The following is a 22,552-nucleotide window of genomic DNA, read 5'->3' as shown; positions in this document are numbered from 1 at the left end:
AGCATCATTCATCACCTCAAGATTTTTATTACTTCTATTTTAATACAAAAAAGACTGTAGGCAAACTCGATAAAATCGAGTTTGTCTACAGTCTGAGACCCGCTCAAAATGAGCGGGTCTTTCTCAATTTATTATTTATTGATAACTCTTCCAATTTGGGGGAGTGTTTTTATCCCAATAAATGCTTCCAAGTTCTTTATGAGATTGAAAAGAATCGTGGTAGGTGTGGTAATGGAAATTAAACCAATATCCTTGTTGTGGTGGATGATCTCTTCTTACGTGAAACCTTAGAACATCTTCACCTGTTTCTTCATCATAAATGTGAAAGATTTTTTCTGTTTTACCACCTGTTGGTATTTTTGAGATCGCAATGTTTTTAAAATGGTCATCTTCTTGTTCATTCAAGTAGTAGGAAATTACTTCCTCCATTTTTGGGAAAATCACTTCTTCAAAATCATTTTCAATTACATTAGCAATTTTTTCGCCAAACTTTTCAAAAGACTGTTGTTTAGCCTCAAGTAAGAGTGTATCTATGTATGTGTCCTTATCTATGTGGTGATTTGTAAGATCGAAATTCTGCCGCTCAAATTGTTGTAAGCTAGATTCTTCTAAGGTATCTTCAGAAGTATGCTTTTCAATGGTCAGAGCTGCTGGCGGTGCAACTAAACCAAATGTTGCGATTGTAAATAAAATAACGAGAGATTTTCTCAACCATTTATTCATACGCTTTCTTCCTTCCAGCAATCTAGTATGTTCTTATTTTAACATAAATCAATTCAAAATTTACAGACTTTTTAAAATGTGACACAATAAAATGATCTCTTTGTTAAAATACTTTTAAAATGTCTTGAAAGCGTATAAAATATAAGAGAACTATGATGTTTTATATGGGAGGTTTTCATTGTGAGTTATGATTTAGTATTTTTTATCGGATGCATTGTCACTCTAGGATTTTTTATATTTTTAGAAGTTACTGATTGATAGAGGGTATAAAGGAGTAATAATTTTAAAAGAAATACTTGCGTTCTATCCACAGATTGAAGGCGTGTCAGTATAGACACGCCTTCATTAATCCTATACTCGATCTTGTTTTTTTCGTGCTGAACTTACTTGCTTATTAAGCGTCTCTTGATTTGTCGTGCCTTGGCCTTCCACGTTAGGTGAACTTAGCCCCGTTTTAGATGGATCGCTTTTCCTTTTTGTCATTTGTCACACCTCCACCTATATCGTTTGCGATTATGATAATTCTATGACTCCATAATAAAATTTTGCTGTTTTCCTCTTTCGCACAGTAAATCCTAACCGCTCGAAATGGTCGCTTTTCCAATGATCCTTTAAGACAATTCTTTTTTTTGCAACTCTTTTCGCTTGAGTAATCGCCTCGATTGTTAGTGGCTCGTAAATTGCCATTTCCCTTATGCCTGAGATACCAGTTGATTCGGGTATTTCTTGAGTAAACATCGGATCAAAATAAACAACATCCGCAAAGTCGTCAGGTAAGCTCTCTAAATATTGTTGATGATGACAAACATTAACTTTGATTCTTCTTAATGCCTGATCCATTTTTGGGATTCCAGTTTCCCATTTCTGAAGTCCCTTGCTCACTATATAAGCAAGTGTTTCACTGGCTTCTACTCCAAGGACTTGTCCACTCTCACCTACTACATAACTTGCAACAATGCTATCAGATGCCAATCCAAGGGTGCAGTCTATGAAGATAGATCCTTCATGTAGGTTAACAACATCTAAAAAATGCTCGCTCTCGCCATTGATAATTCGTTTAACACGAAACATCGCGGAGTTTGGATGAAAAAATAATGGATCACTTAAATTAAAAGGGTGTAGTTCTAAGCGATCTTTTCCCACCACAAGAACGTCTTCTTGATGGGTTTTCTGAATAGAAAGAACTGATTGTTTTTTCCTTAAAATAAATGTCACTTGCAAATCTTTTGCAACCTCACGTGCAAAAGAGATCATATCCTCATTTGTTCTTCCTGCAGTAGTTACAATCATAAAATTGTTTCTCCTTATAAAAAGGGATGCCGAATTGGCACCCCTAGACTGTTGACAAACGCTCATACTCGTTTTGTCGCTTATTTTAGCAGTGATTGTTAAATGCTTTAGCTAAATCACTCATAATATTTTCAATCGTATTTCCTTCGATCTCATGACGAGGAATAAAATGTACGACCTCATTTCCTTTAAATAGTGCCATAGAAGGAGATGAAGGTTCGTACCCTTCAATGTAGTCGCGCATTTTTGCAGTTGCTTCTTTATCTTGTCCTGCAAAAACAGTAACTAATTGATTTGGCTTTTTATCAGCTTGGAGAACAGATTGTGTTGCAGCTGGTCTAGCTAAACCGGCTGCACAACCACACACTGAGTTAATCACAACGAGTGTAGTTCCATCAACATTCGTGATATATTCTTCTACTTCCTCAGCTGTTGTTAGTTCTCTAAAACCAGCAGTCGTCAGTTCAGCTCTCATTGGTTTGACCATTTGACGCATATATTCTTCGTATGCCATTGACATTTATTTTTCCCCTCCCAAAAAAACTTCACATTTATATAAAGAATACTATAGGGAGAATGTCATTGCAATTATTGACTATTTTACTTCAATGGGTACCTTTACTTCATCGAATAAATCAGTAACGGCTCCTTTTGATGCACTAGAGACTGTACGCGCATATTTTGCAAGCACTCCACGACTTACTAATTGTGGTGGTGTCCAGTTTTGCTTTCGTTGCGTTAATTCTTCTTCAGTAACATGTAATGTTAACTCTCTTGAATCACTGTCAACTGTCACTTGATCACCATTATGAACAAACGCAATTGGTCCACCAACTTGAGCTTCTGGAGCTATATGGCCTACTACAAGTCCGTGTGTGCCCCCTGAGAAGCGTCCATCTGTTAATAAAGCAACACTTTCACCTAAACCTTTTCCAATAATGATTCCCGAGATAGAAAGCATTTCAGGCATCCCTGGTCCACCTTTAGGCCCCTCATAGCGGATAATTAATACATCACCTTCGACAATACTTCCGTCTAACACCGCTTCAGTCGCCTCTTCTTCCGTATCAAAAACTTTAGCAGGCCCTGTTAAGCTTTTTACTTTTAGCCCAGAAACCTTTGCGACCGCCCCTTCTGGTGCAAGATTTCCTTTCAAAACTACGAGTGGCCCGTCTTTACGTAAAGCTTCTGAAATAGGGTAGATGACTTTTTGTCCTTCTTTTAAATCATCTAAATCTCGCAAGTTTTCTTCAATCGTTTTTCCAGTAACCGTTAAACAATCACCATGTAGCAAACCTTCGCGAAGTAGTAATTTCATAACAGCCGGCACACCACCAGCTTCGTGTAAATCGTTCATCACATATCGACCGCTTGGCTTAAGGTCGGCAATATGTGGAACTCGTTTTTGGATCTCTTCAAAATCCTCTAATTTAAGCTCAACTTCTGCAGCGTGGGCAATTGCCAGAAGGTGGAGAATTGCGTTGGTTGATCCACCGAGTGCCATAACAACCGTGATGGCATTCTCAAAGGCTTTTTTCGTTAAAATATCTCTCGGCTTAATATTTTTCTCCAATAAATGATAAACAGCTTGCCCAGCATCTGAACAGTCCTGATATTTTAGATCAGATTCTGCAGGGTTCGATGAACTACCAGGTAAACTCATACCTAATGCTTCAATTGCCGAAGCCATCGTATTTGCTGTATACATTCCACCGCATGATCCAGCTCCAGGACAAGCGTGGCATTCGATCTGGTGTAATTCTTCTTTGTCAATTGTACCTGCACTATATTGTCCAACGCCTTCAAATACCGAAACAATGTCAATATCTTTTCCATTTAGTTTTCCTGGTTTTATAGATCCACCATAAGAGAAAACGGCAGGTAAATTCATTCGAGAAATCGCAATTAAGCAGCCAGGCATATTTTTATCACAACCGCCAATTGCGACAAACCCGTCAAGGCTTTGGCCACCAACAACCGTTTCAATTGAATCAGCGATAACGTCACGACTTGGTAAGGAGTATCTCATTCCTGCTGTTCCCATCGAGATTCCATCAGAAACGGTAATCGTATTAAAAATAAGGCCCGCTCCACCTGCTTCGTTCACACCTTTTTTTGATGACAGTGCTAATTTATCAATATGTATATTACAAGGAGTTACCTCGCTCCACGTACTTGCAATTCCAATCATCGGTTTCTTGAAATCTTCATCCTTAAATCCCACAGCTCTAAGCATCGCGCGGTTTGGGGCGCGTTTTTCATCATCACTAATAACTTTACTAATATGTCTCATATCGTTTGTCATCTTTTTTCCTCCCAATTTTATGATTGTTAAATACTATAAGTTGAATTTACTAGTTTTGCAACAATATTCAAATAATTTTAACAAAAAAAATAAATAGCAGCCATCAAAATGACTGCAAATATTCTTTAGAATTGTTCCTTACGGCTCTCGGTCATTTGCTTCCATACGGAACCTTTTGCTTCTTCTCCACCTGCTATTCGTTCAATTGCCATCTTAATTTGCATGCTAACTTCAAATTCAGAATCATTCTCAGAATTTTTTAAAGCTGGAAGTGCTTGTTCATCGCCAACCTCATACAGAAACATAGCAGCTCTCCAACGAACAAGTTTGCTTTTGTCGCTTAGGGCCTCAATCATGGCAGGCATGGCTTTCGGATCACCGAGATCTGATAAGCAATCTCCTGCAGTTCGCCGTACAGTAACCGTTTTATCCTTTAATGCTATTGCTAAAAGAGGGAGAACAGTTGAATTTTCGATCATCCCTAAATACATGGTTGCTTGACGTCTAATTGAAGCTTTTTCATCCTTCAACGCCTTTTCAAGAATCGGTAAATCCTTTTCAGTAGGGTTCATTTGCTCTAAATGTGCAAACCGTTTGGTCCAATCAGGGTCATTCAGCATATCAAGAGTTACAGGATACGTTTGTCTTGGTGCGTGCTGAACTCCCTTGTCCTTTGAGGAAACAACGAGACGCTTCATACGCTCTTCCGTATAGCTAGCATTAAGTTCGTCGACAATTTCTTTACCTATCTCTTTCAAGTCTCCATATCTGACTCCGTGTTCTTTCCAATTTCTTTCTAAAACAACATTTTGGTTGGACTCCTGCGCCTTCAAGATTGCTTCTTTAAAACGATCTGGCAGGCCCACTCTTTCCTCTTGCGTGCCATCTGTTAATTTGACTTGCATTGGAATCCCATTAAACATTTGGACAAATACTTTCACTTCACCAAATGCTTCTTCTTGTCCTTTTGATTGTTCTTGATTAGAAACATCTTCTCCGAAGGACTCTCTAACCTTGGGCAGAATCTCTTTCCAATCAAACTTCGCATTCCGTTCAACTGCTAGGAAGTCCGCAACATGATAAACCCCTTTAACGCCATCAATTCGTAAAATCTCAGAAATCAGAGGTGGTGCATCTTCAGCTTGTTCTTTTTTATAATTATTGCTTTTTCCTCCTGGGAGCTCTTCAGATAATAATACCTTCATCGTATTCGGGCTCGGAGTAGGCTCAATTGATTTAATTTTCACTTTCGTTCACTCCATTCGTTCGTTGTTCATTCGTAAATATATTGTAACATAGCGGAAAATCACTTGCTATTATCAGGTTTTCACCTTGTCTAATATTGTTGGGACGAGGAGAACTGTGTCATATTTTTTTAAATTTTTAGTATGTTTAAATGACCTTGCCTTCATATTACATTTTCAAGTTAGGAGAGAAAGCGCATGTCTAAAACTGGTACAGCAAAGGACGCATTTGTCATCTCTTCAATCGCTGCTGGAATACTTTTCGGGGCTCCATCTCTAGTTGAGGCTGGAGAGTCCTCAGGACATGAAGAATTCAAAGCCTCGTTCGAAACTCAACAGATACGATACGGCCACACCGGTCCTTTTGTTTCAAATGTTCAAGAAAAGTTGAAAACGTTAACACTCTATCTTGCAAGTGTAGATGGAAACTACGGAAAACAAACGGAAAATGCAGTTAAGCAATTTCAGCGTTTACATCATTTAAAAGTAGATGGAATTGTCGGAAAGCAAACTCAAGCCAAGCTCACATCTTTTCCCCTATCGACAACTGTTTTAAAGCTAGGAGACAAAACAGAAGCTGTAAAAACGTATCAAGAACAATTGAGTCAGTTAAATTATTACCAAGGTCAGCTTGATGGGATATTTGGTCCTCAAACGTTGCAAGCAATAAAGGAGTACCAACAAAAAAACAACTTAGAAGCTACAGGTGAGTTAACCATCACCACACAAATGCACCTAAAAAGCAATCGGAATAAAAAAGGGAAAACCTTATCGTCTGTAAAAGCAAAAAACACACAAACACTTGAACATCAATCTTCCGCTATCACGTTCGCAAAAACATTAGTTGGCACAGGTTATCGTTGGGGAGGAACCACTCCTGCCGGTTTTGATTGTAGCGGATTTATCAACTATGTTTATAAAAACTCAGGGCTGTTAGTGCCTCGAACTGTTAATGAAATCTGGAATTTCGGTATAAAAGTAAACAAGGCAGGCATTGGGGATCTTGTGTTTTTTCAAACATACAAACCTGGTCCTTCACATGTTGGAATTTACTTGGGAAATGGACGTTTTATTCATACTAGCTCCTCAAAAGGGGTTTCTATCGGTGAGATGTCAAATCCGTATTGGAATAGTAGGTACCTCGGTGCGAAAAGACTACCAAAGGGGTAACGTCAAAAGGGGTTGACTCTTTTGTTTGTGTCAGCCCTTGATTTTATCGTTCAGGAAATTATAAAATTTTCAAACTGTGGATAACATTTCTGCATCCAGCTCCAGCGCCTAGCCCCGACGCACAGGACGTGCTAGTGCAGTCAATGCGACAGGATGTCGCGTTTTTGACTGCCTCGAGGTCATAAGTCAATTCTAAATTGAAGGCTATTTAAATCGTCTTATGCTAGTCGGGGCTGACCAAGGCGCTTGCGCTTTTGTTCCTGAAACGTTCCACTCGTGGTAAAAATTCTTTAAATAGTCTTCCATCAATCGATGACGTTCTTCGGCCATTTCTTTAGCTGTGCTCGTGTTCATTAGATTTTTCAAATTTAGTAATTTTTCATAAAAGTGATCTATGGCGCTTCCTGACTTTTTATCATTCGGTTTATAGCTGAAATCTTTTGGCTCATAGATGAGATGACCCTTTGAGCCAGCATATGTAAATGTACGAGCAATTCCAATGGCACCTATTGCATCAAGACGGTCTGCATCTTGCACAACTTTTGCTTCTAGAGTTTTTAAAGGAACTTCCATTCTTTTCCGGAAACTAATTGACGTTATGATTCGTATTATTTCTTTAATGTGAACGTTTTCGACTTGAAGATCCTCTAAAAGCTGTTCGACATCTTCAGGTTTCATTTTTATACTGTCAGAAAGCTTATCATCAATAACATCATGCAATAGTGCTGACAATTCAACAATAAAAGGATCTGCTCCTTCCTTCTTGGCAATCATTAAAGACATGTTTCTTACACGATGAATATGCCACCAATCATGTCCACTGCCTTCTTTTTCGAGAAGCTGACTTACGAAATTTTCAACTGTTTTTATAATCTCTAATTTGTTCATTACTAGCTCCTTACTACATTCCTTTGTTATTGGTACCTGTGAAAGAACCATATTAGGCCCTTTACATATACTATATCAGCTTATTTTAGGGAGTGTTAGCGCGATGAGACCAATACGAATCACCGAACCAGTTATTGGGTATGCCTGGACAGGAAGACATGTTGTCATACTTCAGTGTAGATCCAGCACCAATACATTTTTTTCTTTGCATAGCAGCCTTCATGCACTATTAGAGCCTAGCAAAATAAACTGTGCGGAAACGCTATCACAGCTTTTAAGTATAGGATATCAAGTTGCCTCGGTTACCCAACTTCAACCAGATATCGTCCAGTACTTACTAGTGATGTAAACAGTTTATTAAAGGACCCACGATATTCCAACAACATCTTCACCAGTATGGACGGCAATCGTTGTACAAAGTGGCAAAAGATGAACCTCAATCTCTTCCACCTGTTGTTTAATATAGCTCTGAAATTCCAGGCTCTTTTCTTGATTTAAACTATATAGGATAGCAACTTCTTTAATAGAATGCTGTGTCCTAGCATCACGAATTTTATTCAAAATAAAATCCTGTGCTCTTTTTTCAGATCGAGCTTTTTCTATTACTGACAGTTTGCCATCTGCTACTGAGATCACAGGTTTTATTTTTAATAAACTCCCTAAATAAAATTGCGTTCCAGACATCCTACCACTACGATGAAGCTGTTTTAAGTCACCTATTAAAACATAGGTTTCGTGTTGATTAATTCTTTGCTCTACTTGTTCTAAAATAGAAATGGTAGCGATCTCTTTTTCGCGCAATGAGATTGCATATTTTAATAGCTTTGTTAATGGGTACGACAGAATTCGAGAGTCTATGATGTGTACGGGGATCTTTGTGTGCTCTACCGCTTGCTTTGCAGAAGAAAAGGTTCCGCTTAAATCGCTTGAAACAAAGAGCCCGACTATTTCATCGTATCCTTCCTCTAGCTTTTTAAAAAGAGTTATAAATTGTCCTGGTGAAGGCTGTGAAGTGGTTACAGTAAGTGATGAATTCCTCATTTTCTCAAACAAGTCATCCATGGTTATATCAATTCCATCCTCATATTGTTCTTCGCCTACACAAACAATCATTGGCACGCAATACACATCGGGATTAGATTTCAACTCTTCATCTAAATAAATTGTACTATCTGTCACCCACGCAATTTTTCTAGACATTAAAAAAACCCTCCACCCTTTTTTATAAAGCTATTCCAAGTATTAATAGGATATTCAACTCAATAATTTTTCTAGTTTCGGAAACACACGACAAGCATTTCCGTAAAAAAATGAGTCATGGTGCTCATCGGGGATAATCTCTTTCATTAATTCAATGTACGCTTTCTGAGAAACTAGTGGCCAATCTGTCCCAAATACTAATTTTTCATAGGAGTCACAGTACGTGATCGCATGCAAAAGATGATTTAAAAACCTAGATTTTTGATGTTTTTTTATTGTTTTAGATGTTCCAACGATAAGGCCTGACAAGTCAGCATACATATTCTCATTCTTGTATACGACCTCTGCACCATCAAGTACCCACGGATCGCCAAAATGAGCCATCATAAAGGTGATGTCACGGTGTTCTACAGCCACTTCATCAAGGGTGAGAGGATGTGCATATTTTAACAATCCTCGATTAGAATATGTGTCACCTGTATGAAATACTATTGGTAGTTTGTATGCTTTTGCTAACTCATAGATGGGTCCATACACAGAGTCATAAGCGTAAAAAGGATAATATCCTAAATAAATTTTAATTCCTACTACTCTTGATGATGTGAGTTGTTTTTCTAATTCAGACAAAGCATCATTGGAAAGCTGGTATGGATTGATTCCTGGACATAACGCAATCGTATTAGGTAATTGTATATCTAAATCAATGCCCATTGGTGTTTCTGCTAGACGATCGGGAAATCCATTTACTGTCGTTTCAGAAAGTCCCATAGCAATTCCCAATACTACATTTGATTCTCTAAACTCTTTTGTTAATCCTTCAAAACTATAATCTACATTCGAATTATTTTCAGCTGTTGATTGAAAGCTTGCGATTTTAGAATAATGGATGTGTGCATCAATTATTTTCTTCATATCAGTCCACCTTGTTAAAAAGCGCAAGCGCCTTGTTCAGCCTTAGGCATAGCATAAGGCGATTCTAGGGTAGAAGGCGTTCTTTGCCTTCAATTTAGAATTGACTTATGACCTCGAGGCAGTCAAGAACGCGACGTCCTGTCGCATTTCCTGCACTTGCACGTCCTTGTGCTTCGGGGCTAGGCGCTGGAGCTGGATTCGGAAACGCATACTAGATCTAAAGTTATATAAATCCTAATTGTTAAAAAAAGCCCAAAATCAGGCTTCTTTTAACAATTCTTCTATCTGAGGCTTTAGCTCTTTTGGATTTGTATTCGGAGAAATACGTTCAACAACTTCACCTTTTCGATTGACAAGGAATTTCGTGAAATTCCATTTGACAGCTTTAGAACCTAATAAACCAGGTGCTTTTTCCGTCAAAAATTGATAAAGTGGATGCGCGTCTTCCCCGTTTACATCAACCTTTGCAAACAGTGGGAATGTGACGCCATAATTAATCTCGCAAAAACTCTGAATTTCATCTTCATTCCCTGGCTCTTGGCTCATAAATTGGTTACAGGGAAAGCCTAAAATCATCAAACCTTCATCTTTATACTGCTCATATAGCTCTTGAAGCTCCTTATACTGTGGAGTAAATCCACATTTACTTGCTGTATTAACAATTAGTAGGACATTATTTTGATAAGAATCTAAGGAAACTACTTCACCATTAATCTTTTTTACATCAAACTGATAAATTGGCACTAAGATCCCCCTCCTTACTATGAGAATGGCAATATTTTTCAAATTCAGCAACTTTTAATGCTTTTGATCACTTATTCCTGCGACAATAATTTGATTGAATCCATTGCATACTCCACCATATTCAACAGAATCTCCCCATCTACCTCCAAAACAAGCATTAAAGTTTCTAACGAGTATTGATGGTGGAACCTATTTTCAGGTATCTGCTGTGTAACGTAGAGTTTAAGGTCATAGCTTTTACCCCAGATCCTTTTAAGTCTTTCGACCAAAATCTCATCGATACTACTGCTTTCTTTTACTTCATATATTTTTATTTTCACTCGACACCCGGGATGTTCTAATTTACCTAACAATTCACCTGAAAGTTGTTCATGAATCATTTCAAGTTGAATCTTGACTGTAGGTGTTGGGTTTTCGATTGGTAGCTTAAAGGATATTGAAAATGACCTGGACATTGTTGCTAAATTGACTAGATCAGACCGATCTGTAACAACAATGACATTGTCTAAGTCTAAATCATAAACATATCCTTCTAGTATAACTTTTAGGTTGTCAAATGTAGTCGGATCAAACATAGTCTCTCCTTAATACAAGCCTGTAGCTTGTCCCTTATCTGTGACATTCATGTTTAATGCTGCTGGTTTTTTCGGTAATCCTGGCATCGTCATGATTTCACCTGTTAGTGCAACGATAAAACCAGCTCCAATAGAAGGTTTAAACTCTCTAATTGTAACGGTGAAATCTCTAGGCCTACCCAGTTTTTGTGACGAATCTGATAAGGAGTATTGTGTTTTTGCCATACAAATTGGGAAAGTAGACCAACCGAATTTCTCAAATTCCTTTATTTGCTTTTCTGCTTTGGTTGTATAGTCTACACTTTTCGCTCCGTAAACTGTTCGAGCAATCTCAAGAATTTTTTCTTTGATAGAATCTTTTGTATTGTAAAGTGGAGTAAAATTGTTCTGACTATTGTCAATAATGTTTATGACCATTTCAGCTAACTGTAGTCCACCTTTTCCACCTTTTTCCCAAACTTCTGTTAAGCTAACGGGATGGTCATTTTCATTACACCAAGTAAGAAGTGTTAAGACTTCATTTTCAGTATCAATTACAAATTTATTTATTGCTACAACATAGGGCAAACCAAATGCTTTGATCGTTTCAATATGTTTTTGAAGGTTTTCAATTCCTTTTCCGAGTGCAGTCACATTTTCATTCGTCAACTCATCTTTGGCTACTCCACCGTGCATTTTAAGCGCTCTAATTGTAGCAACAATAACTACAGCCGCAGGTTTAAATTGGCCCACTCTTGCTTTAATATGTAAGAATTTTTCCGCACCTAAGTCGGCACCAAAGCCAGCCTCTGTTACAACATAATCACCTAATTTTGCAGCAATCTTTGTTGCGATTAAACTATTACAGCCATGTGCAATGTTGGCAAAAGGCCCACCGTGTATAATAGCAGGAGTATGTTCCATCGTTTGAACTAAATTTGGTTTAATTGCATCTTTTAATAATAAAGTAAGTGCGCCTTCATATCCTAGATCAGCAACTGATATCGGCATTTTTTCAAAAGAATATCCTACAACGATCCTGGCAATTCGGAAGCGTAAATCAGGTATATCTTTAGCTAGGCATAAAATGGCCATGATCTCTGATGCAACAGTAATATCAAAATGATCTTCTCGGGGCATTCCATTTGTTACCCCGCCGAGACCTATCGTTACATTTCTAAGCGCACGGTCATTCAGATCTAGCACTCTTTTCCAGAGGATTCGGCGAGGATCAATTCTTAAATCATTTCCTTGATGAATGTGGTTATCAATGAAAGCGGCTAGTGCATTGTTAGCCGTTGTAATGGCATGAATGTCGCCTGTAAAATGTAAGTTGATATCTTCCATTGGTAGTACTTGTGAATACCCTCCACCAGTAGCTCCACCTTTCATGCCCATTGTAGGACCTAAAGATGGTTCACGCATTGCGATAATTGCCTTTTTATTTAGAAGATTAAAAGCTTGCCCAAGTCCAACTGTAACCGTTGACTTTCCCTCCCCAGCAGGAGTAGGATTAATCGCTGTTACTAAAATAATTTTTCCATCTTTCTTATCTTGTAAACGTTCTAATGTATTAAGAGAAAGTTTTGCTTTGTATTTCCCATAAAGCTCAACGTCGTCCTCCAATAAATCTAGGTCGTCAATTAATTTCTGAATTGGAACCAGTTTGGTGTGCTGAGCAATTTCGATGTCTGTTTTAGGATTCATTGTTACCCCCATGTTTTCTGCCTCAATTCCTAGAGATGATGAATCATATTTTATCATATTAAGCAGGCGGAAGAAAAAACATCATTTACTTAAATATGAAAATATTGAATTGAAATATTTTTCTAAAGTTTCTATAATAAGAAATACTAATCTTTCCATATTGTGATGTAAAACTAAACGGAGGTGTTTTTTTGCCAATAACCATTCCTACTCATCTGCCCGCTAAAGAAATTCTTGAAAAGGAAAATATTTTTATTATGGATGAAAAACGAGCTTATTCTCAAGATATCCGACCTTTAAATATTGTGATCTTAAATATCATGCCTGAAAAACAAAAAACGGAAACACAACTGCTGCGACTTTTAGGCAATTCACCTTTGCAAATTAACATCACGTTTTTAAGGCCAAAAACTCACACTTCTAAAACAACTGCTGCCAAACATCTCAAAGAATTTTATACAACTTTTGACAAAATCTCGCATCGGAAATTTGATGGAATGATTATTACAGGAGCACCGATTGAACAACTTCACTTTGAAGAAGTTATTTATTGGGATGAATTAAAAATGATTATGGAATGGACAAAAACAAACGTTACCTCCACTTTACATATATGTTGGGGTGCACAAGCAGGAATCTACTATCATTACGGTGTAAATAAATATGCATTAAAGGAAAAGTGCTTTGGGATTTTCCCGCATGAGATTATGGACCCCTCGGTGAAGTTGGTCAGAGGTTTCGATGATCACTACTATGTTCCACACTCTCGACATACAGATATAAAGAGAGAAGACATTGAAACGAACTCAAAGCTTAAAATTCTTTCTTATTCTGAAAAGGCAGGTGTTTGTTTAGTCATTTCAAAAGATGAAAAACAAGTCTTTCTTACAGGACATCCAGAATATGATGCAACGACTTTAAAGGATGAATATGATCGTGATATTGAAAAGGGTTTTACTGTAGATGTACCTGAAAATTATTTTCAAAACGATGATCCAAGTCATTCTCCACTTCATCTCTGGCGCTCACACGCAACTCTTTTATTTGCGAACTGGTTAAACTATTATGTTTACCAAGAAACACCTTATGAATGGGATTAGTATACTAATTTTCTACTTTATATCAAACTGAAACAAATATTTAATATAAAATTTACATGATACAAACAAATTCATAAAATCTTTATAATAAATTCTCAAGTTGTATGGTAATCTTTATACAAATCTATTTTATTTTTCATAGATTTAGATCGTATACTTTATTAGTTTTTGTTTTTGACTAGACTGAGGTGAATATGTTGAAAAGCAATTCGAAAGTATTAATTTTAACAGCAAAGTATGGTAATGGTCATATTCAAGTTGCAAAAACGTTAGAAAATCAATGCAAAAAACTTGGTGTCGAAAAAGTCATTGTATGTGAATTGTATTCTGAATCGCATCCTGTTTTTTCCGATATAACCCAGTATCTATATTTAAAAAGTTATTCTTTCGGCAAGCAGTTTTATCGCCTCTTTTATTATGGTGTTGACAAAATGTACAACAAAAGAATGATGAACTTATACTACAAAATGGGAAATAAACGATTGCATGAAATTATTACGACTGAACAACCAGACATAATCATTAACACATTTCCGATGATTGTTGTTCCGGAATATCGGAGAAAAACTGGGACAATTATTCCCACTTTTAATGTTTTAACTGACTTTTGCTTACACAAAATATGGATTCACGAGAACATAGATAAATATTACGTTGCAACAAATCATGTTAAGGAAAAAATAATTCGGCTCGGAATCCACCCTGGTACCGTTAAAGTAACAGGAATTCCGATTCGTTCTCAATTCGAGGAAAATAAAGAAAAGCTAGCATTATTCAAAAAATATCGTTTAGATCCTAACAAAAAGACATTATTAATTATGGCTGGTGCTCATGGTGTTTTAAAAAACGTCAAGGACTTGTGTCAATCTTTCATCTCAAACAAAGGAATCCAGACAGTTGTTGTTTGTGGGAATAATAGTTTACTAAAGGAAAGCCTTGATCCACTGGCCTCAATGTATCCAAATCAATTTAAAGTAAAGGGTTATGTAGAAAGAGTAGATGAGTTATACAGAATCTCATCTTGTATGATTACGAAACCAGGTGGAATTACTCTAAGTGAAGCAACTGCTATCGGCATTCCGGTTATCTTATTCAAGCCAGTTCCAGGTCAGGAAAAAGAGAATGCACTCTACTTTGAGGAAAACGGTGCTGCACTAGTTGTAAATCGAATGGAGGATATTTCTGAAGAAGTTCAAAAGCTCCTTCTCGATGAAAACCGTTTAAAAGAGATGAAAGCAAATATTAAAAAACTACATCATTCACATTCTGCAAATATCATCCTAGAAGATGCTTTTAATGAAGTCGCACTTATTAAAGATAGAAGAATGGTCGTTGGCTCTGTAAATTACTAAGTCTTCAGGATGAAGGGTGTTAATAAAAGCTTCCTGGAGGAAACAGATGGACACAAGCACACATGTTGCAATGGGTTTTGGTTTAGCGGGTCTCGCTTATCTCGATCCTGCGGTTTCATCAAATTCTGAGCTTGCGAATGCTGTTTTACTTGGAACAGTCATTGGCTCAAATGCACCTGATTTTGATTATGTGATTAAGCTTGTTAAAGGGAACGGATTGTATATCGAGCATCATCGTGGTGCTTCTCATTCAATCCCAGCTTTATTTCTATGGACCATTTTTCTTTCTGGAATACTGTATCTGTTCAGCGTGAGTGTTCCTATACTCCCATTAATGTATTGGACTTTTTTAGCTGTCAGTTTGCACGTTTTATTTGATGTCTTTAATGCCTACGGGACACAGGCTGGAAAACCATTTACGAAAAAATGGCTCTCATTAAATTTCATACCATTATTTGATCCTTTTATCATGCTTCTCCACTTGGTAGGCTTTGGCGGTTGGCTTATAAGTGGGAAACCAGGTCCTGTTTTCCTTATCGTGTACGGAGTGATTATCTGTTATTTATTCGAAAGACTTATTTCCTCGCGAAAGATTGCTAAGCTTGTGAAGTTTCATATGATAGATCAAGTTGGTAAGGTAACAATTATTCCAACGATTTTTTGGAATAATTGGGACGTTGTCTTTGAAACAGCCAATTCATACCAAATTGGAAGAGTTAAGCAGAAAAAAGTTATATGGATTCATAAGTTCGGAAAACACTATTCACCCTCAAGTGTAATTGACGCTGCCCGTAAAGATAAGGATGTTAGACATTTCTTAGCAGTTTCTTCTCATACTCATGTTGTGGTCATTTCATCTCGAACAGGATATGAGGTTCGATTCTCAGATGTAAGATTTCGTTCCAAAAATCATTATCCTTTTATGGCAGTTGTTAAATTAAATTCAGACTATGAAGTTCTCTCCTCGTATACAGGGTGGATTCATCAGCCAACACAATTAAATGAAAAGCTTTCATCGCAAAAGCAAATTTCTACTTAAAATTTAACAATCGTAAAAGAAAGAGGCTGACGTGGATCAGCCTCTTCTTTTTACGATTGTTGGGTACTGTAGTATACTTCTTCAAAAGGTTGGACGACAACAAAGCCTTCACCTGAGAACTTCATTTGAATAGATTCACCGCTTCCTCTTCCCAAGAATGTTTTTAAGGTAATGTCAGTTACAAATTCAGGTTCTAATGTACCTGACCAAGCAACAGTTGCATTCGGATCAGTATAAACAGGATTATTTTTTGTCACAAGTAAGGTTAGTGGTTCATAGTGTGACGTAATGGCTACCATCCCTGTTCCTTCTAGATGGACATTAAACAATCCCCCTGAAAGCATACCAGCAATTCTTCTCATCATCTTTATATCCCAAGAAATAGTTGGTTCAAACGCTAACAAATCATTGCCATTCACATAAATGGAATCACCGCTTAATTGAAGAATTGATATCTTTTTCCCCTGATCAGCAACATATACTTTTCCGTTTCCTCTAACTTTCATTAGAGAAGTACCTTCCCCTGTAAAGGCTTTTTTAAATAATTTCCCTAGTCCATGCTCAAAGACTCCTTCTCGCTCAAATTTCATATTTCCGCGATAAGAAATCATCGTTCCCATTTTCGCCCAAACTTCTCCATCAAGATTAACTTCCAGCATTCGAGGTGTTTCTAACTCAAATAACCCCTCCCCTTTATCTTGTTGGCGAGTCTGTTCAATAAATTGTTCAATTGAATATTTACTCATGTTTTAGGTCTCCTTTATCTTTTTTTAAGCATGAATACCCACATAAATGACAATGATTGCTTTAATTCCTTCGATAGGTGTACCGTTAATTGCTCTGTAACCCCCCGTTTATATACGGCTAAGTCATCGACTAGGTTCCATCCATTTTCAGTTGCTAGCTGTTCAAATTCCCAGGGCATCATTGTATTGCAAATAACATCCTTCTGATACAAACGATTGAAGCTGTTTTCCCTTGGGTGAGAAGTTGGACCAAGGATGGCTATGCATAGATATCCTGCTGGTTTGACAATGCGTCTTAACTCTTCTAATGCTCTTAGAGGGTCTGATGTCCATTCAATGCAATTAATCGTTAATATTGCTGCAGCTTCCTCGTTTTCGAATGGTAGCTGATTAATATCACCTTGCAAAAAGGTTAGTTCCTCACTTTCTCGTTCCTTTGCAAGCCGGATCATTTCAGATGACAAATCAACTCCGACGACTCTATAACCCCCTTCACTAGTTAATTTATAAGAACCATAACCGTCTCCACACCCTATATCGATCACCTTACCGATGGGCTGTACATATTTTTTGAAAAAAGGAAGAATTGTACTTCGGCTACCCTCGTCCCACATATCCCTACTGCTTTTAGTCCAAAAATCTGCTCGCTTATCCCATTGTTTTTCCGCTTCTTTTTGCCAATTAAATAAATTACTCACTAGCATTCCCTCCCACTCTTTTAAAGAGTATGTCAACACTTTCGATACGATAAGTAAAATAACCTGTTTTTTTACCGAAACATATGGAGATAGTAAATAGTGAGTCATTATTTTTTCACAAGATTTGGAGGCACTTTAAATGACAAAAAAAGAAAACAGAGGTAGTCAAAATCAAAATGCTCCACAAAGAGGCCATTTTCAAGAGGAATTTGGTGCTGATATTGCAGGAGATAATAGTAAAGGCACTAAACGAAACAAAGATCAAAGAGATAACTCAAAACAAAACTAATTAAAGGTCATTAGGATTAGTCAAGAACACTAGAAAAGGGTCAGTATCTCTCAATCATTAGTCATAAGCATAGAAATCTTAATGCTCATGTCTAGATAGAGTTTTACTGACCCTTTTTGTATTGAACCGTAATCAAAGAATGGAATTGAACAATTATTCCCCTAAACTCTCTGTTTTCATTACACGTTCTACTGCGGCTAACGCTTCACTTTCATCGCTACCACTTGCAGAAACTTTTACACTTGTACCTTTAGAAATACCTAAAGACATAACACCCATAATTGACTTTAAATTAACACTTCTCCCGTTTGCTTCAAGGTTAACATCAGATGTAAATGAATTAACTGCATTTACTAAAGAAGTTGCTGGTCTTGCATGTAAACCAGCCTCGCTTGTGATTGTGAATGACTTTTCTACCATTTTTTGAATCTCCTCTCAATTTACCAAACTAATCTTATTATAAACGTTTTCGGATTAAATAAAACTATTTTCTTCTCTATATGATCGTATTCCTCAACTATAGTTCAAACAATAAACACGTGCTCTCGTTTCAATTCACATTGTAGTTGTAGTGTAAATGTCTCTGTACTTAATCTTTCAATGATGATGCTATTTAAGGAAGTATCTTGAATAAGTATCGGAGTATCTTTTTCAATTTTCAGTATTTCCTTATTCACTCTTAAAAGAAGAGAACATGCTCTGTTAAAGCTCTCTGTAGACATTCTTTTCTTACTAGTTATTATGACATCTTGTCCATGCAAACACGTCTTTAACATGAATTCTCCACCATTCTTTTTTCAACCATTATATGCTTGAAATAGGAATTAATATGTTGAATAAGGAAGACAAAAGATTAATAAAAGGAATATTCAGAAGTTTTAGTTCTTTCTTGACTAGCTGAGAAAATATAGTGTATAGTTGAGGTATCATAAGCTGAATATTTATCGTTTATAGAGGCTCAAAAAGCATGCTATTTACATACGATATTCTGTTATGTGATAAATTTTTTTTAGCACCATCGTGCTACAGTATTAGGAGGATTCCGTAATATGCAAAACGGTAAAGTAAAATGGTTTAACAATGAAAAAGGTTTTGGTTTCATCGAGATTGAAGGCGGAGACGATGTATTTGTTCATTTCTCAGCTATCCAAGGTGAAGGCTATAAAGCATTAGAGGAAGGCCAAGAAGTTTCTTTCGAAATCGTTGAAGGTAACCGCGGACCTCAAGCTGCTAACGTAACAAAGTTATAATTACAGGATTAATCTGTAATTTAACATAATTATATGATCGTACACGAATGATCTAGAGGCTCGAGTTTACTCGGCCTCTCTTTTTTATTTTTGTTGACTAACGATTAGGTATTCAATGGCCTTCACATTTTGTTTTATGCTTTTTTCAATTCTGCCTACCTCTAGCTGATTAAACACATTTGAATTGTTTGCAATAAAAATAAGTTTTTCTAAGTCTTGATAAATTTCTGTGAATGCTACTTTTATTGTTGAATCTAATTGCTCATTTTTCAAAAGAACCACTTCTCCCTTCCCACAAAAAATAGACGTTTATGTAGTCAAAAGGTTTCATAATTGTTCTATTTTTTTACAATAATCCTCCTTTATTTTAGCACGATCATGTCATTTCGGATAGAATAAATTTAGGAATATATATTTACCCACTTCATAGAAAAACAACTAACTTAAGAACTATACTTATTCCAAAGCAACCTTATGATGAATATTTTTATTTACCCTATCAAAAGATAAGTACAGGAGGTGTTTTTGTTATGGATCAAATTAACCATACAGGATTAATCAGTGGTTTTAATGAATTAAAACAACTAGAGATGTCTGTAAAAGCGGCACAAAAGATGGTTGGATCTGCTACAATGAGTCTAGATCCAGAAGCGCTACAGGATGCAGAAAAGGCCTTAGATGATGCAAGAGAACAATACAACAGTTCACTTCAATCTCAAACCGGTGTAGATCAACAATTTTTATCTACACAACAAGAGCTTCTCTCACAATGTGAACACCAATTAAATGAAGCAAAGCAATAATAAAAACCAGCAAAAGTAGTGAAAAATCCGCCCATTACCCGAGCGGATTTTTTTAAATGAGCTTTTCACCCATTGTCTTTAATTTTTCACCCACCGTGCATTTGTTAATACAAAATGAATGTGCGTATCTTTTTCCATAATCGTTTCTAAAATGTTTTTTTAACAAACAGTCAACACAATACGTATCGACAATCTCACTAATCTCTGACAGCGTTTGTTTTTTATTAACCCTTCTCATCAGAATCAACTTCCTCATCCACTTGAATTTGACTTCGAATCCTTATATCATTAATTGCTTGAGAAGCTAATTTATCTGCCTCTTCATTTAGTTTTCTAGATATCGGTTGATATTTTGGGGTAATTTTTAAAACCTTGATTTTTTTTTCAATTTTATCTAGCCACGATAAAAAAACTTCTTCATAGCAAGGCCATTCACCTGATAATTGATTAAGAACTACCTGTGAGTCCCCTTTGAAGGTAACAGATTGCCTGGATATACCTAGTTCTTCAAATTGAGAGATCATAAATGAAAAAGCTGCATACTCCGCTTCATTATTTGATGTAAGCTCTTGAACCTTTTCATTCAGCCTTACCCTCATTCGTTTGTTGTTCAATGTATAGTAAATGACGACTCCTAAACCTGAAATAAGTGTTTCCTTTTGAAATCCTCCATCAAAATAGGCAACAACATCATAAGGTTCATGTACAATTATTGTTTGAAGTTTTTTTAATTCTTTTAACGTCCATAATTGACCATCTTCTGAAGAAAAGTTTAATTCGTTAACTCGCCCAGTTTTTTCGAAATCCTCCGCAAACAAAATCACTTCAGCAAGTGAAAGAAATTGACTTGATAAAATTGTTTTATGTTTTCTTTTAGTTTGATATGTCCACTCAATCATATATTTCAATAAGCTCACCCCTGTCGCTTCCGCTTTTGTTTATGCTTGGTTTAGTGTTTCACTGTTCATCCCTACTCATGTAAACAATATGCTATAATTTCTATCATAATATGCTGTTCATTTTATCATTTTAACACCGTTCAACACTTTTTTAAAACGTTAGGGGGATTCAAGTTTGCTCGAAGTTTATGTGGATGGAGCCAGTGCAGGAGATCCTGGTCTATCAGGTGCTGGGGTGTTTATAAAAGGACATGGTACTGCTGAAAGATATTCTTTCCCACTTGGTATCATGACAAATCACGAGGCAGAATATCATGCATTTATAAAAGGAATGGAAATCTGTATTGAAAAAGGCTACCGTGTTGCTTCTTTTCGGACTGATTCACAGTTAGTAGAAAGAGCAATAGAAAAACAATTCGTTAAAAATAAGAAATACAGTGATTTGTTGCATCGTATTATTCAATTATCCAAGCAATTTGATTTGTTTTTCGTCAAATGGATACCTAGCAAGGAAAATAAGGGAGCAGATGAACTAGCACGAGCAGCAATTTTTAAAAATATTACCTAAATGAGAGTGTGATTTAACGTGAAAAAAGGCATGTTTGCTGACAGTGCATTACTATTTGTTGCATTTATTTGGGGAGCTACCTTTGTTATTGTACAAAAGGCGATCGCCTATATGCCTCCGCATTTATTCAACAGTGTTCGCTTTTTCATTGCTGCAGTTTGTCTAATTAGTATTGCTATTTTTATAAAAAGAAAAGTTTTATATAAAATGTACTCAATTAAGTTAGTGATCGCTGGTGTTATTTTAGGTTCCTTTCTTTTTCTAGGCTATGCCTTTCAAACGGTTGGTCTCCTTTATACCACATCTTCAAAAGCTGGGTTTATCACAGGGTTAAGTGTTATGATTGTTCCGTTTCTATCTCTATGGGTTATAAAAGAAAAACCAAAAGTCGTGGTTTTTGCAGGAGCATTTTTAGGATGTATCGGGCTTTACTATTTAACAATTGGAGATGTGCAAGGGTTAAACGGTGGTGATATGCTAATTTTTCTTTGTGCGATTTTCTTTGCTTTACATATCGTATTCACTGGAAAGTATTCTGGACAAAATGATGCTTTATCCCTAACTATTGTTCAATTATTAACCGTTTCTGTATTAAGCTTTTTTAGTTTTCTATTATTTGAAAAAAGTGAAATTTCCAGTTTTAAACGATTAATTCACCAAGACGTAATAGTAGCACTTATCATTACTTCATTTTTTGCTACTGCTCTGGCATTCCTTATTCAAACAAAGTTTCAGCAATTTACTACTTCTGCTAAAGTAGCGCTTATTTTTGCAATGGAACCTGTTTTTGCTGCCCTAACGGCTTTTATCGTTATTGAGGAAAAACTTTCAACGTCTGGGATAATCGGATGCTTATTCATTTTTACTGCAATGATTGTTTCTGAAATACCAGATAAATGGTTGAATAAAAGCCTGAAATCAGTCTGATAATGTCTTACAGTCTACTTATCCAACGTACAATAGCTCAGGGTGCCTTGAACAGCCTTATCACCTCGAGCAGGCAAAAAAACGCGACCGTCAATCGCTTTGCATGCACTAACACGTCCTGTACGTCGTAGCTGACTGCAGAAA

General features: G+C 36.5%; 29 protein-coding genes. 10 read left to right on the top strand and 19 right to left on the bottom strand.

The window, feature by feature from the left end; genetic code table 11:
• Window positions 1–135: 135 nt before the first annotated feature.
• From ACFFIX_RS09610 to ACFFIX_RS09585, 6 genes are all read right to left on the bottom strand, one after another.
• On the bottom strand, window positions 136–723 hold the full coding sequence (locus ACFFIX_RS09610) for a YpjP family protein (RefSeq protein ID WP_378933075.1): 588 nt from the start codon (window positions 721–723) through the stop codon (window positions 136–138).
• A 351-nt stretch (window positions 724–1,074) separates the two neighbouring features.
• The gene (locus ACFFIX_RS09605; protein WP_378933072.1) at window positions 1,075–1,206 is read right to left on the bottom strand and encodes a YuzL family protein; all 132 of its coding nucleotides are present in this window, start codon (window positions 1,204–1,206) and stop codon (window positions 1,075–1,077) included.
• Between the two features lie 30 nt (window positions 1,207–1,236).
• Window positions 1,237–2,013: a class I SAM-dependent methyltransferase gene (locus ACFFIX_RS09600; protein ID WP_378933069.1), complete on the bottom strand. Its 777-nt coding sequence runs from the start codon at window positions 2,011–2,013 to the stop codon at window positions 1,237–1,239.
• Window positions 2,014–2,098: 85 nt separating this feature from the next.
• Window positions 2,099–2,533 carry a BrxA/BrxB family bacilliredoxin gene (locus ACFFIX_RS09595; protein ID WP_378933067.1) on the bottom strand — a complete coding sequence of 145 codons (435 nt, stop codon included), beginning with the start codon at window positions 2,531–2,533 and terminating at the stop codon, window positions 2,099–2,101.
• A gap of 75 nt (window positions 2,534–2,608) precedes the next feature.
• A complete protein-coding gene (gene ilvD / locus ACFFIX_RS09590; protein WP_378933064.1) occupies window positions 2,609–4,318 on the bottom strand; it encodes a dihydroxy-acid dehydratase in 1,710 nt (569 codons plus the stop codon).
• 125 nt (window positions 4,319–4,443) lie between these two features.
• The gene (locus ACFFIX_RS09585) at window positions 4,444–5,565 is read right to left on the bottom strand and encodes a conserved virulence factor C family protein (protein WP_378933061.1); all 1,122 of its coding nucleotides are present in this window, start codon (window positions 5,563–5,565) and stop codon (window positions 4,444–4,446) included.
• 195 nt (window positions 5,566–5,760) lie between these two features.
• Here ACFFIX_RS09585 and ACFFIX_RS09580 point away from each other — a divergent pair, with 195 nt between their 5' ends.
• A complete protein-coding gene (locus ACFFIX_RS09580) occupies window positions 5,761–6,732 on the top strand; it encodes a C40 family peptidase (protein ID WP_378933058.1) in 972 nt (323 codons plus the stop codon).
• Between the two features lie 204 nt (window positions 6,733–6,936).
• Here ACFFIX_RS09580 and ACFFIX_RS09575 read toward each other — a convergent pair whose 3' ends face one another.
• Window positions 6,937–7,620, bottom strand: a complete 684-nt coding sequence (locus tag ACFFIX_RS09575) for an HD domain-containing protein (RefSeq protein ID WP_378933055.1) — start codon at window positions 7,618–7,620, stop codon at window positions 6,937–6,939.
• Window positions 7,621–7,723: 103 nt separating this feature from the next.
• Between ACFFIX_RS09575 and ACFFIX_RS09570 the strand changes: the two genes are divergently transcribed.
• Complete coding sequence (locus ACFFIX_RS09570; protein ID WP_378933052.1) at window positions 7,724–7,969, top strand: hypothetical protein; 246 nt, start codon at window positions 7,724–7,726, stop codon at window positions 7,967–7,969.
• Between the two features lie 8 nt (window positions 7,970–7,977).
• Here ACFFIX_RS09570 and ACFFIX_RS09565 read toward each other — a convergent pair whose 3' ends face one another.
• From ACFFIX_RS09565 to ACFFIX_RS09545, 5 genes are all read right to left on the bottom strand, one after another.
• Window positions 7,978–8,820 carry a fatty acid kinase binding subunit FakB gene (locus tag ACFFIX_RS09565; RefSeq protein WP_378933047.1) on the bottom strand — a complete coding sequence of 281 codons (843 nt, stop codon included), beginning with the start codon at window positions 8,818–8,820 and terminating at the stop codon, window positions 7,978–7,980.
• A 54-nt stretch (window positions 8,821–8,874) separates the two neighbouring features.
• A complete protein-coding gene (locus tag ACFFIX_RS09560; protein ID WP_378933044.1) occupies window positions 8,875–9,732 on the bottom strand; it encodes an amidohydrolase family protein in 858 nt (285 codons plus the stop codon).
• Window positions 9,733–9,990: 258 nt separating this feature from the next.
• Window positions 9,991–10,476, bottom strand: a complete 486-nt coding sequence (locus tag ACFFIX_RS09555) for a glutathione peroxidase (RefSeq protein ID WP_378933041.1) — start codon at window positions 10,474–10,476, stop codon at window positions 9,991–9,993.
• 71 nt (window positions 10,477–10,547) lie between these two features.
• A complete protein-coding gene (locus ACFFIX_RS09550; protein WP_378933038.1) occupies window positions 10,548–11,051 on the bottom strand; it encodes a hypothetical protein in 504 nt (167 codons plus the stop codon).
• Between the two features lie 9 nt (window positions 11,052–11,060).
• Window positions 11,061–12,749: a formate--tetrahydrofolate ligase gene (locus tag ACFFIX_RS09545; RefSeq protein ID WP_378933107.1), complete on the bottom strand. Its 1,689-nt coding sequence runs from the start codon at window positions 12,747–12,749 to the stop codon at window positions 11,061–11,063.
• Window positions 12,750–12,928: 179 nt separating this feature from the next.
• Between ACFFIX_RS09545 and metA the strand changes: the two genes are divergently transcribed.
• From metA to ACFFIX_RS09530, 3 genes are all read left to right on the top strand, one after another.
• Window positions 12,929–13,837 (top strand): homoserine O-acetyltransferase MetA, encoded by a 909-nt coding sequence (metA, locus tag ACFFIX_RS09540; protein WP_378933035.1) that lies wholly within the window; start codon window positions 12,929–12,931, stop codon window positions 13,835–13,837.
• A 197-nt stretch (window positions 13,838–14,034) separates the two neighbouring features.
• A complete protein-coding gene (locus ACFFIX_RS09535; protein ID WP_378933032.1) occupies window positions 14,035–15,189 on the top strand; it encodes a diglucosyl diacylglycerol synthase in 1,155 nt (384 codons plus the stop codon).
• 46 nt (window positions 15,190–15,235) lie between these two features.
• Window positions 15,236–16,228, top strand: coding sequence for a metal-dependent hydrolase (locus ACFFIX_RS09530; RefSeq protein WP_378933029.1), 993 nt, complete (start codon window positions 15,236–15,238; stop codon window positions 16,226–16,228).
• Window positions 16,229–16,278: 50 nt separating this feature from the next.
• On the opposite strand, the gene ACFFIX_RS09525 is transcribed toward ACFFIX_RS09530, so the two are convergent.
• Together ACFFIX_RS09525 and ACFFIX_RS09520 are read right to left on the bottom strand one after the other, a co-directional pair.
• Entirely contained in the window at window positions 16,279–16,974 is a 696-nt protein-coding gene (locus ACFFIX_RS09525) for an AIM24 family protein (protein ID WP_378933026.1), read from the bottom strand.
• Between the two features lie 14 nt (window positions 16,975–16,988).
• A complete protein-coding gene (locus tag ACFFIX_RS09520; protein ID WP_378933023.1) occupies window positions 16,989–17,672 on the bottom strand; it encodes a class I SAM-dependent methyltransferase in 684 nt (227 codons plus the stop codon).
• 139 nt (window positions 17,673–17,811) lie between these two features.
• Here ACFFIX_RS09520 and ACFFIX_RS09515 point away from each other — a divergent pair, with 139 nt between their 5' ends.
• Entirely contained in the window at window positions 17,812–17,961 is a 150-nt protein-coding gene (locus tag ACFFIX_RS09515) for a hypothetical protein (protein WP_378933020.1), read from the top strand.
• Between the two features lie 153 nt (window positions 17,962–18,114).
• Here ACFFIX_RS09515 and ACFFIX_RS09510 read toward each other — a convergent pair whose 3' ends face one another.
• Both ACFFIX_RS09510 and ACFFIX_RS09505 read right to left on the bottom strand, forming a co-directional pair.
• Window positions 18,115–18,381: a phosphocarrier protein HPr gene (locus tag ACFFIX_RS09510; protein WP_378933017.1), complete on the bottom strand. Its 267-nt coding sequence runs from the start codon at window positions 18,379–18,381 to the stop codon at window positions 18,115–18,117.
• Between the two features lie 104 nt (window positions 18,382–18,485).
• Window positions 18,486–18,737: a hypothetical protein gene (locus tag ACFFIX_RS09505; protein ID WP_378933014.1), complete on the bottom strand. Its 252-nt coding sequence runs from the start codon at window positions 18,735–18,737 to the stop codon at window positions 18,486–18,488.
• Window positions 18,738–19,010: 273 nt separating this feature from the next.
• On the opposite strand from ACFFIX_RS09505, the gene cspD reads away from it, so the two are divergent.
• Window positions 19,011–19,211, top strand: coding sequence for a cold-shock protein CspD (gene cspD, locus ACFFIX_RS09500; RefSeq protein WP_378933012.1), 201 nt, complete (start codon window positions 19,011–19,013; stop codon window positions 19,209–19,211).
• An 84-nt stretch (window positions 19,212–19,295) separates the two neighbouring features.
• Here cspD and ACFFIX_RS09495 read toward each other — a convergent pair whose 3' ends face one another.
• On the bottom strand, window positions 19,296–19,484 hold the full coding sequence (locus tag ACFFIX_RS09495; RefSeq protein WP_378933010.1) for a hypothetical protein: 189 nt from the start codon (window positions 19,482–19,484) through the stop codon (window positions 19,296–19,298).
• Between the two features lie 257 nt (window positions 19,485–19,741).
• On the opposite strand from ACFFIX_RS09495, the gene ACFFIX_RS09490 reads away from it, so the two are divergent.
• The gene (locus ACFFIX_RS09490) at window positions 19,742–20,014 is read left to right on the top strand and encodes a DUF2564 family protein (RefSeq protein ID WP_378933008.1); all 273 of its coding nucleotides are present in this window, start codon (window positions 19,742–19,744) and stop codon (window positions 20,012–20,014) included.
• 52 nt (window positions 20,015–20,066) lie between these two features.
• Here ACFFIX_RS09490 and ACFFIX_RS09485 read toward each other — a convergent pair whose 3' ends face one another.
• Both ACFFIX_RS09485 and ACFFIX_RS09480 read right to left on the bottom strand, forming a co-directional pair.
• Entirely contained in the window at window positions 20,067–20,252 is a 186-nt protein-coding gene (locus tag ACFFIX_RS09485) for a zinc-finger domain-containing protein (RefSeq protein ID WP_378933006.1), read from the bottom strand.
• Window positions 20,239–20,913 (bottom strand): reverse transcriptase-like protein, encoded by a 675-nt coding sequence (locus ACFFIX_RS09480; RefSeq protein WP_378933003.1) that lies wholly within the window; start codon window positions 20,911–20,913, stop codon window positions 20,239–20,241. The genes ACFFIX_RS09485 and ACFFIX_RS09480 overlap by 14 nt, the downstream gene beginning before the upstream one ends.
• 175 nt (window positions 20,914–21,088) lie before the next feature.
• On the opposite strand from ACFFIX_RS09480, the gene ACFFIX_RS09475 reads away from it, so the two are divergent.
• Window positions 21,089–21,481: a reverse transcriptase-like protein gene (locus tag ACFFIX_RS09475; RefSeq protein WP_378933000.1), complete on the top strand. Its 393-nt coding sequence runs from the start codon at window positions 21,089–21,091 to the stop codon at window positions 21,479–21,481.
• Between the two features lie 18 nt (window positions 21,482–21,499).
• Window positions 21,500–22,408 (top strand): DMT family transporter, encoded by a 909-nt coding sequence (locus ACFFIX_RS09470; protein WP_378932998.1) that lies wholly within the window; start codon window positions 21,500–21,502, stop codon window positions 22,406–22,408.
• Window positions 22,409–22,552 lie beyond the last annotated feature (144 nt).

Source organism: Metabacillus herbersteinensis, assembly GCF_042433335.1.
Lineage (GTDB): Bacteria > Bacillota > Bacilli > Bacillales > Bacillaceae > Metabacillus > Metabacillus herbersteinensis.
The sequence above is the reverse complement of the archived record's forward strand: the minus strand, read 5'-3'. Positions and strand labels throughout refer to the sequence as shown.